Genomic DNA, 12472 nt, shown 5'->3' on the forward strand with positions numbered 1-12472 from the left:
GTCGAGTGCCTCGCTGCCGAACTCGATCGCCTCACCTTCGGCGGTGAAGCCGCGCACGCGCAGCACGTTGTGCAGCGTGAGGCCGTACTTGAGGCAGTGCACCCCGCCCGAGTTCTCGGCCACGTTGCCGCCGATGGTGCAGGCGATCTGGCTCGAGGGGTCGGGCGCGTAGTAGAGGTTGAAAGGCGCGGCCGCCTCGCTGATCGCGAGGTTGCGCACCCCGCACTGGACCACCGCGGTGCGGCTGACAGGATCGATCTTCAGGATGTTGTTGAACTTGGCCAGCGAGAGCGTGACGCCGACGGCGTTGGGCATCGCACCGCCCGAGAGCCCGGTGCCCGCGCCGCGCGCCACGACCGGCACGCCGAGCGCGTGGCAGGTCTTGAGCACGGCCGCAACCTGCGCCTCGGTCTCCGGCAAGGCCACGGCCAGCGGGCGCTGGCGATAGGCGGTGAGGCCATCGCACTCGTAGGGCGTGGTGTCCTCGGCGTTCCAGATCAGCGCGTGCGCCGGCAGGTGGGCCTGCAGCGCGCGCACCACCTGCGACTGGCGTTCGGTCAGATTCGCCGGAACGGCTCGATCGAGCGAGTCCACCGCGATCACATCATCTCCGCTACCCGGGGAGCACTCCCGGAGGGGAGGGCGATACCTTGGGCAAATGAAGCCACCGGGAAAGTTCGATCTCTATGAAGCAAGGAGTCACCAGCCGATCAGCGCTCGTGCATGTGCACGACGGGATTGGGTCGATGATCGACCTCCGCAAGAGCCACCGTCCCGCTCCCAGCGCTGAGAACACGCAGCGTGCGAGTTCCAGGATCCACTTCTACCGTGGAACCATGCGGAATCTGCGCCGTCACGTCCACATCGAATCCTGCCAGCATCGTGATGCCTCCCAGCGCGGCGCCCTGCGCCAAGATCGTGTTGACGGTGTTGAAGATGATCGCTTTGGGAACCATATTCCGCGACTTCATCTCGTGCAGCATCCAAGCCGAGGCGACGCCGCCCTTTGCGGTATCGAGGATCAGGATTCGGTCAACATAGGACAGCCCGACCAACTTGTGGGTCGGACGAGAGAACACGCCAGTCAACCGGTTCAAGTCATAGCGCGCCGACAGACCATCATGGGCCACCAAGGCGACGCCAGATACCTTCGCACCCATCGCATGGCGGGCGACAAATTCGATCATTGCAGTTCTCCAGATACAGCGGCACTCACGCATTCCTGCATCGTTGCCAACATAGGCGTATAGCCATAGCCTCCCAAGATATTGACCAGCTTCGCACTGTTCGTCGCCAAGCGCTTCCATCCCTTGGCTTCACTGATTTCACGGGCATATGACTGATAGAAACACATCCCCGACAGCACCGTCCCGCCCGCTGCCTCGATCAACTTGGTGTAGCCAAAGCGGTCGCAATCAGGTTTGACCTGCGGGCTCGTAACCGCGAGCAGAGGGCGGCGGAACGTTCTACCCTCGCAGAGTCCAGACAGTTGCCTCAACTCGTACAGGCTCAACTGCGGCGCCGAAAACACGACCACGTCGACACTCTTCTCTGTCGCGTAGCTGCTTCTCAGCGCCTTGATGTCGGCCTCTCCGATACGGTGTGCAACTGGAAGACGATCGCCGCCGACATCCTTGAGCGTGTAAGCCTCCGGCGTAATCCCTACCAAGTGGACCAGCGCCGTGGAACCAAAGCTCGCCATGGCTGCACCGAAATGCTTCAACTCATCGGATGTGGGGGCGCCGGCCAGCCCCTCGACCACCGGCACTGCCCAGTAGTTTCCGGCGAGGCGACCTATGACGCCGCCCAACGCGCCCCAGTCGCTCAGCTCCCTAGGCGTCCAGTCGACTTGGATCCGCACGGTCGCTTGGCGGTGCGCGTCAAGGTGATAGCCGTAGCGCGGTGTACGTCCTGTCAAACCTGCGGACAAGGCGGAGGGGCCGCCTTCAAAGTTGGAGCGAGCGCCCCCGACAGAGTTGGAATAGATAACGACGCCCGTGTCGCCGAATGCCACGTGCTCCCCACGCGTGGCAGCGAGCACGGTTTGATAATTGATGCAGGTGTCGGTCATGCTGACACCGAGTCTCTCGAAAGCTGCGATCGCACGACGCTCAAGTTCAAGCATCCAATCGGCCTGACCGAGATTGCTGGCCTTGCTGAAGTCGGTGCCGCGAGGATCAGTGATGGTCGGGATGCGGACACCGCCTTCCTCCGCATCGGCGAGTCGCTCCAACCATTGCACACCGGCCTGCCCCAGACTTTCGGTGTCCGCCATGATGTGCGCCTGGCTCACTCGCACAAAATCCTTAGCGCCAAAAAAATCACCCACGGCGATCTGATGCCTGATTGCGGTTTGCACGACAAACCCGGCGTCGCCGTTCAACATTGCTTGCTCTTCATCGTTGAGGATCATGATATTTACTCGAGGGTGATGCCCGCGTTGCGCACAGCGGCGCCCCATTTGGCGGTTTCTGACTTCTGGAACTCGTCGAGCGGCACGCTCAACGGCTGAACGCCAACGTTGCCAAGGCGCTGGCGGTACTCGGCCGATCGCACAATCTGATCGAGTTCTCTTGCCAGGCGTTTGGATATGTCAGGCGGAAGATGAGCGGGTCCGAACACCGCCCACCAGGCGGTGGTCTCGAAGTTGGCCCAGCCGGACTCGGCCACGGTGGGCACGTCCGGGAGCAACGAGGAACGTCGGGAGCTCGTGACGGCCAGCACCTTCAGCTTTCCGGCCTGCACGTGCGGCAGTATCGACTGCAGAGGATCGAACATGACCGTGATCTGCCCGCCCAGCAGGTCCGTAATCGCTGGCGCGCTCCCCTTGTACGGGATGTGCTGCATCTTGATGCCGGCGGCATCACAGAACATGGCGCCGGCGAGATGTCCTGGCGTACCGTTGCCAGCGGAACCGAATTGAATCGAGTCGGGCTTTTCCTTTGCCGTCGCAACCAGAGCACTGAGCGAGGCGAAGCCCGCTCGCGGATGGACAGCGATTCCGACCGGCGCGCTTGCGACTGTCGCGACGGGCGTGAAATCTCTGACTGGGTCGTGCGGCAGCTTCTTGTAAAGCGAGGCGTTGATGGCGCTCGTGCCAACTGTCCCCATCAGAAGTGCATAGCCATCCGGCGGCGCCTTTGCTATCGCGTCCGCGCCAATCACGCCGCCAGCACCACCGCGGTTGTCCACGAAGACCTGTTGTCCCAAGGCGCTCCCGAGAAGCTGCGCGATGGGCCGCGCGACGATGTCGGTCGGCCCACCAGCCGGAAAAGGCACGACGAGACGAATCGGCTTCGAAGGGTATTGCTGGGCGAAGCTTCTTCCAACCAGGAGCGAGCCGATGCTTGCGCCGATGAACAGACGACGATTGAACGTGAACTGGGCCACAGAGCTACCTCCTGTCGTTAGCAGATGAAGTTGCGCGGTCATTGGGGCGCAGGCGTGCATCCTGTGTCGGCACCAGCGATCGAACGATCTCCAGGGGGCCGGGCAGGCTCAGCTTGAATTTGTAGCGCTCAGGAACGATATGGATTCGCACGTACTCGCAAGCCACGCCAGGCAGCGTGAACGAGGTCCGCTGCATCACCAGTACGTTCGCGCTACTAGAGAGTCCAAGTTCGCGCGCTACCTGGGGGCTCGGTTGCGCGCAGCGTATTTCGACATCCGCCCGCGCGATTCGAAGCCCTAAGAATTGCTGCAGGATGTCGTAGACCGAGAGGTGCCGAGCACGCTGCTCTCCAAGTTGAGCGGCCGAGCCGGGCAGGTATCCTTCGACGACTGCGAAGGGAGCACCATCCACGCAGTAGAGTCGCCGCAACCTCACCGGCAAATCGAGTCCCTGGGGAAGCGTCGGATCGACACGGCCCGCCGAAACAGAAAACTCGAGCAACGTGGTCTCTGGATCGACGCCTTGGTTCCGCAAAGCGTCCTGAAAACCCTGAAGCGTGCTCAGATCGTGCTGGAACTCGGAGCGGGCCACGTAGGTCCCCTTTCCTCGCCTCGGCACGACTTGTCCATTGCGCGTCAGCAGTTGGATGGCTTGACGGACGGTGACGCGGCTAACGTTGTAGCTTTCCATGAGCTCCGCTTCGCTCGGTACCCTCGCCCCCTGCGCAAGCCGCCCGCTCGTAATGTCTTGAGCAAGTCGATGTGCTATCTGCAGATAGAGCGGCTCAGAGCTCGCCGCGTCGATGAGCGGCCGACTTGGCGCCTTTGACTTTCGCATGGTGAGTTATCTTGTGTTGTACTAGGTTATCCTAAGATGTATTACTCTAGTTCGACTCTGGCCGCTACGCAAGAGAAATTTAGTAGTGGTTATCCAGCAGATGCAAGCCGTGGCCGTTGTGCTGCGCAGAGGCAGGATCAAGTTCGATCTGGGTCGTTCCCGACCTCAGAGCGACCGCGGTCGCGCGCCTAGGCTATTGGAGGCGTTGAGTCATTGGAGGGAGCTGATGCAGTTGCGGCGGCAGCGCCGCGAAACATGCAGTGGCGCTCTTTACGACTTTATTCATAGGACAACACTCAAAGCCGAAAGGGGCTGCTTTACTACGAGTTTTGTCCACCGTCACGACAGTCCACGAAGAGACGCGTCCCATCTGAGAACTCGACTTCCAGCATCAGGAAGCTGCCCAACAAGTCGGCGCAAAGCCGGCGTGATCTGCTTTTCTCTGTGAACGACCCAATGACATTGGCGGGTGATGGCAGGCAGGGTCGTCGCGAGTTTGCGCAGGTATCCGGCCCGAACCAGATCGTCCACCACCCAGCGTGACAGGCAGGCCACGCCGAGCCCGGCGGCCGCGGCATGCTTGATGGCCTCGGAGCTGCCCAGCTCGATGCTGCGACGGTAGGAGCGCAGGTGGGGCAGCAGCGCCTGGTCGGTCGCCTCGCGCGTTCCAGAGCCCGGCTCGCGCAGCAACCAGACCACGTCGCGCAAGGCCTTCACGGGCCACCGCTCCGCCGGATCGCTGCGGCGTGCTTTCGCCGGCGCCGCCACCACGACCATCTCGTCGCGCAGCCAGGGGTGCACCTCCAGAGACGGCTCGTGGCAGGCGCCCTCAATCAGGCCGATGTCGAGGTCAAAGGCCGCGACACGGGCGCAGATGTCGCCTGTATTGCCGATGGCGACACTCGAGCGCCAGTCCGCCGCGGCGTGCTGGTGGCCGTCCAGAAATCCTGCCAGCAGGGCCGGCAGCACATGGTTGCCGATCGTCGTGCTGGCACCGATGCGCAGCGCCTGCAATTGCGCACTGCCATCACGCGCCATGCGCTCGACGCCGCTGGCGCCATGCAGCAGCGCCTGGGCGCGCGGCAGCAGCGCACGGCCGTTGTCGTTGAGCAGCAGCCGCTTGCCGGTGCGGTCGAACAGGCGCAAGGACAGCAGCCGTTCGAGCTCGTTGACCGCTGCGCTGGTGGCCGACTGCGACAGCGCGATCGCGGTGCTCGCAGCCGTCGTGCTGCCGCTCTGCGCGACGGCGACGAAGATCTGAAGCTGCCGCAGCGTCAGGCGGAGCACATCCATGAGGTTCTCCCGTTTATAGCGACTCAACAGGTACATCTTACGCAGACAACCCGTTGGACGGGTCGAACGAGGCGATCCAGACTGCGCTTCATTGCCACATCGAACGGATCCGCCATGACAACCGCTGTCCAGACCACCACTGTCGGGCGCACGTCGCCGAAGCCGCCTTCTCGCGGTGGTGACACCTGGCCCCGCCTGCTGCCCGGCCTGGCACTCAGCGCTGCGCTGGCTGCTGCCGGCATGGCGCTGGGCCGCATCGCCTGGTTGCAGGACCATGGCTTCAGCGCGCTGACGCTGGCCATCGTGCTGGGCATGCTGGTCGGCAACACTGTCTACCCGCGCTTCGCGGCGGCCAGCGACGCGGGCGTGAATTTCTCGAAGCAGAACCTGCTCCGTCTGGGCGTGGTGCTCTACGGCCTGCGCCTGACGGTGCAGGACATCGGCCATGTCGGCATCGCCGGCGTCGCGATCGATGCGCTGGTCCTGAGCTCGACCTTCGCGCTCGCCTGCTGGATCGGCACCCGTTGGCTGGGCATGGATCGCAAGACCGCGATGCTGATCGGCGCCGGCAGCTCGATCTGCGGCGCCGCGGCAGTGATGGCGGCTGAGCCGGTGGTCAAGGCACGTGCCGAGCAGGTCGCGGTCGCCGTTGCCACCGTGGTGGTGTTCGGCACGCTGGCGATCTTCCTGTACCCGCTGCTGTTCGAGCTGAACCAGCACTTGCGGCTGATCCCGGGCGGCGCCAACGGCTTCGGCATCTACGCCGGCTCGACCATCCACGAGGTGGCCCAGGTGGCGGCTGCGGCGCGCTCCGTGGGGCCGGACGCGGCCGACACCGCCGTGATCGCGAAGATGGTGCGGGTGATGATGCTCGCACCCTTCCTGGTGATGCTGTCGGCCTGGCTGTCGCGCGATGCGATGCGGCACGCAGCTCCCGAGCCGGGGCAAGCCGGCGGCAAAGGCAAGCTCGCCGTGCCCTGGTTCGCGTTTGGCTTCGTCGGCGTGGTGCTGTTCAACTCGCTGCGCTGGCTGCCCACCTCGGTCGTCGCTGCCACGACCGAACTCGACACCGCGCTGCTGGCGATGGCGATGGCCGCACTCGGCCTGGCCACGCACCTGGGTGCCATCCGCAAGGCCGGTGCAAAGCCGCTGCTGCTGGCGTTGATCCTGTTTGCCTGGCTGGTCGCCGGCGGCGCGCTGATCAACCGCTGGGTGCCGGCACTGCTGGGGTGAGGCGTCGAATTTGCGTCCCGATGGAATAAACCACGCCGATTCGCCCTCTACCGCAGCAAGCCTGCCCGATTCTCTTCATCACTTCCCGGAGCCCAGTTGCGACCCGCAGTCCCACCCGTCGCCCCATGGCTATCCGAAGCATCTTTACGAATTTATTGTCAGCATGTTGTAGCCGAGGAGCCTGAGGCGCCTTTAGTGTCGCAAACCCGTGGTGGGCGGACAAATGCTGTCGCAATCACGTCTGACCCGCGTCACCAAAGCCGGGTAAGTCCTTGCCGCGTTTTGCGAGCCAGTTGAAGGATCGGTGTCGCATGACAGCGTGTCATGCGACACAGTAGTTGAGCCGATGCGACACTGTTTGTTCTCTATTTCTCGGATGGTGAAATGGAGTGGATATCGCCTGCCAACGCGCAGCTGTGTACAACCGACCGAGGCGCCGCGGGGCCTTCGCATCTATCGCGGGCAAGGCAGAATGCCGTCACAAGGCGGTAGCGGCGGTCGAGCGGACCGTCGAACCTGGCCTCTGAAGCGCGTGCGCGCCTGGACCACCAGACCTTCTTGGTGACCTTTCATTTGGACCAGCCTGATGCCAGATTCGCCGCGTAGCTCACCTCGTCACGTTCGCCCGATCTATTGCCCGATATGCGCAAGCGAATGCGAGCAGACAATGGGGCACCACGTGCACTGCCAAGAGTGGGGCGGCTTCAGCCCGCAACTGCAGGGCTCGATTCGCGCAGCGGTATATGGCGTCGACCCGCCGAAGAATGAACCTCGAGAACCCGGGCTCGGCCGCTGGCTTTGGTGCCCCAGTTGCACAGGAGAACTTGACGAATACGACGATGTCGGTAGGTTCTTGCGTTGCTCTCACTGCGCCCTCCATTTGCGGAGCGTGAGCTTGACGGAACTCGTCGAGGCAAAGGGCGAACACCCTGCACCGGATCTTGACCGTTGGTAGCAGCGTTCTTTGACCCCGGTTTCAAAAAGCGCCGGCCGCCGACTGAGTGCTTGGCCGACCGTGGCAGTTGTCGGCGAGCCGATTGCCCCCGCCAGCGGCGCGGCCGTGCGCCATCTACCGGCTGCGAGCAGTGATGTCCGTGACGTCAAGCGTCACGTCCCCTACCAAGTTGGTAGGCCACCTCGAAGCGCCTGGCCCGCAGGCGCGACGCCGGGCGAGGGGATCGGCTGAGATGCGCTGCAGGCCCGCACAGGCGCCGGCAGTGGGAAGGACAGGCCAGGGCGGGGCGGGCAGAATTCGGCCGACAGCCGGAACCGACCAGGAGCTGACGGCTGTGACCGACCGCTAACCCCGCAGGCTGTTTCCGTGATGGCAAGCCTAGTCACGGAACGCCGGCAGTGTCCCTGACCCCGGACAGCAGCACAGAACCACAGCCGCGTGCCGTAGCATCCGATCCTGTTCAACAACCGCGGTGCTAAGCAACTCGACAGCGGTTTCTCCTGCAACTCCGTCGTGTGGATCGTCAGCCTGCCCGAGGCTGAGTTCGGTCCATCCCGACGAATGACGGAGGACGTCGCGGCGCACTCCAATCGTATTGGTTTCCACTTTTCCAGGCTCGACGTTAAGCGTCGATCGGAATTGGTCGTAGTCCTCAACGACATCAATCACCACGCCAGGGAACATGGGCTCCGTCCTATCTTGGTGTTAGACGCTCACGGGAACCGTGGGGATGGCCTGGTGCTAGGCGAGCCTGGGGAGGCGATGACATGGACCGAGCTCGGCGCGTTGCTGCAGCAGATCAACGTTTCGACCCTCAACAATCTCTGCGTGATCGGTGCGGCGTGTTTCAGCCTTCACGCCATCGCGCCGACCAAGCTGGACCAGGCCGCACCCTTCTTCGTTCTGCTGGCCCCAGAGCAAGAGGTCAAAGTTGGGTTCCTGGAGCTCAACGTTCCGGCGTTCGTCGAACGCTTGTTCACTCATGGAAGCCTCGACGACGCATACAGCCGCGAGGCCTTCTCAAGTACTTCACTGCGAGAAGATGCTGTTCATCGTGGTGGCCCGGTATATCAAGGCGGCCTGCAAAGGCAAACCTGTGGCTGAGCGGCGCGAGCGGCTGATGACCGAGGTGTTCATGCAGGGAATGGAGAACACCCAGGCCAATCGGAAGGTGATCCGGGCGAAGTTGAAGACGGGCCTGAAGCCGAGTCAAGCCCTGCTCGATCGATACGCCCGAACTTTTCTTGTTGGTAGGAGTTGCAGCTTCACCATGGAACAGCTCCTGGCGTTCCTCGATGTCGCCGAACCCTAGATGTCGTCGAGGAAGTGCCGGAGGCCCACGTACCGCCGAAGGCGGCTCAAGATGCAAAGCACGACAGCCCGCCCGGCTACGCGGGAGTCGCTGTTACGGGTGGAGAACGGTCACGTGCGCCCAAACCCACGTGCGCGGAACACTGGGCATTTCGTTTACGAACACCTCGCGGACATTGTCAACCTTCACGCGCATCCCTATTTGAACAACGAGCTCTTCGCCATCGCGAACGACGATCGGCTCCATTGGGGGACGGCGGCCATCAGGTAGCTCGGTAGGGGGAGCTTTTCGCAGATAAATCTGGCCGGTCGCCACATATGCCGAGCCGAGCAGCGGAACATCCGCGGTGGCCAATGTCTTCGCTACCTCCCGGTTGTCCCTCCACCATTGCCCGTCCTTTCGCGATCCAACGTAGATCCAACCCACTTCGCCGATAACGCGTGGAGGAGGCGAAGGGGGCTTTTGCTCATCAGGAGCCTCCACGCTTCCGGCATTCGACTGGGCGGCTGGAGCGAGGGCAGATGCTTGATCGGCGGTGGTGGCCTGAGCGGTCGTAGGAACTGCAGGCGGCGTAGGTGATGAGCGCGAAGCGATCAGACCCCACGCCAAAATGGCTGCACTTAACAATGTGGCCAGCGCTTTGGTCAATCCATCGGCCTTAGTAATCAGGTCCGACGCGATTTCCCACCACCTTTTCTGCACCACAGTCGGCTTCTCGTCTACCAGGGGTTTGGGCTTGTTTGGCACGATCCCTCCGTCCGTTTGAGCGTTCTTATTTAGAGCACCGGCGAATCGATTCTCCACTTCAGCAGTCGTTTCGCAAGCGCAGCGTCGGCGAGGGCCTCCCCATGGTGAGGAGGGGAGGGCGGAACGACCTGGGCGGCGGCAGCCACAACCACTTGGCATGGGCAGGGCGCAACACCCCGGCCTGCATCCTCATGCCGGGTGCCTCAACTGGACAGAAATGCCCCCGGTTTCCGAGTCGCGAGCGGCGAGCCGGCGGACTCAACCCTCAAGGCGAGCACAAGTAAACAGTTCAGCCGGATAACTATCTTGGGCATGGCAACGGATGGCCCCCTTGCATGGCACTCTCAGAGGCAATGAACAAAAGAACGATCGGCGCGCTCCAGATGATTGCGGCCATGTTGATCTCGGGAACCATCGGCTGGTTCGTCGTGCGCTCCGGGCAGCCGGTCATCGAGCTGTGTTCTGGCGCTGTGTCTTCGGGGCGGCGACATTGCTGGTAGTCTGTGCCATCACTGGATCACTGTTGGGCAAGCTCACCCTCGAACACCTCGGCTGGGCGACCCTCGGCGGAGCCGCCATCGTCCTCAACTGGCTGCTGATCTTTGAGGCGTTCTCCCGGGCCTCGATCTCGGTGGCCATCGCGGTCTACAACACCCAGCCGTTCATGCTGGTCGCCCTCGGCGCGATCTTCTTCTCCGAGCGCATTACTGCAACGAAGCTCATGTGGCTCGGCATCGCTTTCGCCGGCGTGCTGCTCATTGTCCAAGCGAGGCCATCGACGGCGGCCTATGCCGGCGCAGACGCCGCCTACATTTCTGGCGTCCTCATGGCGCTCGGCGCGGCGTTCCTCTACGCCATCGCGGCGATCGTGACGAAGAAGCTCGGCGATATGCCGCCGCACCTCATCGCATTGATCCATGTTGGTGTTGGCACGGTCATGCTCGCGCCCTTCGCAGACTTGGCGAGCCTTCCCGTGCCTGGGCCGACTTCGTGGTGATGGGCGCGGTGTATACCGGCCTGGTCTTCGCGCTGCTGTACGGCGCGATCCAGAAGCTGCCAACGCACTCGGTTGGCGCCCTGTCCTTCCTCTATCCGATCTTTGCCATGGTGGTGGACTTCGTTGCTTTCGATCACACGCTCAAGGCGTTGCAGTTCGTCGGCACGGCCGCAATCCTGATCGCCGCCGCCGGGATGAACCTCGGATGGTCGTTTCAGAAAGCGCCCATCGCCGATTGAGTGACGCGCTGCGTTCCGTAGCAGCCGGTGGCGTAGAGGGACGCCCTGGCTTGGCCGTTGTTGCTGCTTCGTGACCCGCTCGCTGAAGACCACAGGAGGGCGGCAGGTCAGGCGTCACGTCCCCCTACCAAAGTTGGTAGGCACCTCGAGGACGCCCCTCAAGCGCCATGCAGCGAGCGCCGCGCGAACTTCGGTTGATGAGTGGGGGAGCGCGATGAGGATCGGCGACTGCGGAACCGGGGCCGTTGGCCAAACCAATTCGCGGCCGTCTGGGGCGCCGGGACCATCTACGGCTGGCCCGCTGGCGAGGCGCCGACCCCAGGCCAAGGGGATCTGCGGGATCGGCGCCAGGCCCGCACAGGCGTAGGCAATGGGAAGGGCAGAGCAGGCGGGGCAGTGCGGGGCAGAATGCGGCCGACAGCCGGAATCGGCCCCATCACCAGCCATTCAATGTGGATGCCAGAAAGCAGCCTCTCGACGCCGCTCTCGACCCAAACCGGTAGGTCGCATCGGTGGATTCGTGGCCAGAAAGCCGTCGACCGCGCCGAGTCGGGTTGTCGGCGCGGCGTCAGTGCTTCTGGTTCGGCCCCACCAGTTCGTCGAGGCGCGATAGGAACAGCTTGAGAATCGGCGAAGTGTTTGCCTTGCTGAAACCCACCACCAGATCGATCGTTGGCGCCTCACCCTCCAGCGGACGGCCGACCACGGACCCTGGCAGCAGATTCTTCGCATAGGCGGGCATGAGCGCCAGTCCGCGGGTGGACGCGACCAGGGACATGGCCATCGCCATGTTGTCGACCCCATGGTCCAGCTTGATGTCGAGCCCAGAACGGCGCAGATAGTCCTCGGTCACGGCGCGCAATACTGTGGCCTTGTTCGAACCGCCGATGAAGACCTCGCCGACGAATTCCCGTGGGTGAATCGCCTCGCGGCTGGCGAGGCGATGGTCGCGCGGCATCAGGACGATCAGTGGCTCGTGGTCCACCACCTCGTAGCCCAGGTCGAAGGTCGGCTCGGCGCGCAGGAAGGCCATGTCAAGCCGGCCACGGACGAGCGCCTCGGCGAGGTCCGGCGAGTAGTCGCTCGTGATCGTGACCTGGATGCTCTTCAGCTCGTCGCGCAACACATGCAGCGCCTTCGGCAGCCAGTTCATCTCGTGACCGGTCTGGAAGCCGATGGCGAACGTCCTTCTTGCAGGCTGTGCGGCCCTGCGCGCCGCTTCCACCGCCGCATCGACCTGCGCCAGCGCCAGCCGGGCGTGGTCGAGAAAGGCCTTGCCCGCGGCTGTCGGCTCCACGCCATGCACGCTGCGAGACAGCAGCTCGGCACCGACCTGGTACTCCAGGTCGCGAATCTGCCGGCTCAGCGAAGGCTGGGAGGTGTGGAGCCGGTGCTCGGCGGCCGTCGTCAGGCTGCCTTCCTCGACCACGGCCACGAAATAGCGCAGATGCCTCAACTCCATATCCCA

The 12472-nt window shown here is 63.4% G+C and carries 11 protein-coding genes and 1 pseudogene; 4 read left to right on the top strand and 8 right to left on the bottom strand.

The window, feature by feature from the left end:
• The 6 genes from ACSQ9I_RS30640 to ACSQ9I_RS30665 all read right to left on the bottom strand — a co-directional run.
• A partial coding sequence (locus ACSQ9I_RS30640; RefSeq protein WP_436315861.1) for an FAD-binding protein occupies positions 1-603 on the bottom strand: 603 nt, incomplete at its 3' end.
• 107 nt (positions 604-710) lie between these two features.
• Positions 711-1187, bottom strand: coding sequence for an aconitase X swivel domain-containing protein (locus ACSQ9I_RS30645; RefSeq protein ID WP_436297153.1), 477 nt, complete (start codon positions 1185-1187; stop codon positions 711-713).
• Positions 1184-2413, bottom strand: a complete 1230-nt coding sequence (locus ACSQ9I_RS30650) for an aconitase X (RefSeq protein WP_436297152.1) — start codon at positions 2411-2413, stop codon at positions 1184-1186. Before ACSQ9I_RS30650 ends, ACSQ9I_RS30645 begins: the two co-directional genes overlap by 4 nt.
• Positions 2414-2418: 5 nt before the next feature.
• On the bottom strand, positions 2419-3390 hold the full coding sequence (locus tag ACSQ9I_RS30655) for a Bug family tripartite tricarboxylate transporter substrate binding protein (protein WP_436297151.1): 972 nt from the start codon (positions 3388-3390) through the stop codon (positions 2419-2421).
• 4 nt (positions 3391-3394) lie between these two features.
• Positions 3395-4228 (bottom strand): GntR family transcriptional regulator, encoded by an 834-nt coding sequence (locus ACSQ9I_RS30660; protein WP_436297150.1) that lies wholly within the window; start codon positions 4226-4228, stop codon positions 3395-3397.
• 339 nt (positions 4229-4567) lie between these two features.
• A complete protein-coding gene (locus tag ACSQ9I_RS30665; RefSeq protein WP_436297149.1) occupies positions 4568-5557 on the bottom strand; it encodes a LysR family transcriptional regulator in 990 nt (329 codons plus the stop codon).
• A 78-nt stretch (positions 5558-5635) separates the two neighbouring features.
• Here ACSQ9I_RS30665 and ACSQ9I_RS30670 point away from each other — a divergent pair, with 78 nt between their 5' ends.
• From ACSQ9I_RS30670 to ACSQ9I_RS30680, 3 genes are all read left to right on the top strand, one after another.
• The gene (locus ACSQ9I_RS30670) at positions 5636-6754 is read left to right on the top strand and encodes a YeiH family putative sulfate export transporter (protein ID WP_436297148.1); all 1119 of its coding nucleotides are present in this window, start codon (positions 5636-5638) and stop codon (positions 6752-6754) included.
• A 1468-nt stretch (positions 6755-8222) separates the two neighbouring features.
• Positions 8223-8813, top strand: a complete 591-nt coding sequence (locus ACSQ9I_RS30675; protein ID WP_436315862.1) for a hypothetical protein — start codon at positions 8223-8225, stop codon at positions 8811-8813.
• Positions 8752-9021 (top strand): hypothetical protein, encoded by a 270-nt coding sequence (locus tag ACSQ9I_RS30680; RefSeq protein ID WP_436315863.1) that lies wholly within the window; start codon positions 8752-8754, stop codon positions 9019-9021. The genes ACSQ9I_RS30675 and ACSQ9I_RS30680 overlap by 62 nt, the downstream gene beginning before the upstream one ends.
• A 93-nt stretch (positions 9022-9114) precedes the next feature.
• Here the strand turns inward: ACSQ9I_RS30680 and ACSQ9I_RS30685 are convergent, their stop codons facing one another.
• Complete coding sequence (locus ACSQ9I_RS30685) at positions 9115-9768, bottom strand: hypothetical protein (RefSeq protein WP_436315864.1); 654 nt, start codon at positions 9766-9768, stop codon at positions 9115-9117.
• 353 nt (positions 9769-10121) lie between these two features.
• Between ACSQ9I_RS30685 and ACSQ9I_RS30690 the strand changes: the two are divergent.
• Positions 10122-11004 (top strand): annotated as a pseudogene (locus ACSQ9I_RS30690) (DMT family transporter).
• A 568-nt stretch (positions 11005-11572) separates the two neighbouring features.
• On the opposite strand, the gene ACSQ9I_RS30695 reads toward ACSQ9I_RS30690, so the two are convergent.
• A complete protein-coding gene (locus tag ACSQ9I_RS30695) occupies positions 11573-12466 on the bottom strand; it encodes a LysR family transcriptional regulator (RefSeq protein ID WP_436315865.1) in 894 nt (297 codons plus the stop codon).
• Positions 12467-12472: the final 6 nt, after the last annotated feature.

This window comes from Variovorax sp. LjRoot84, assembly GCF_964254305.1.
Lineage (GTDB): Bacteria > Pseudomonadota > Gammaproteobacteria > Burkholderiales > Burkholderiaceae_C > Variovorax.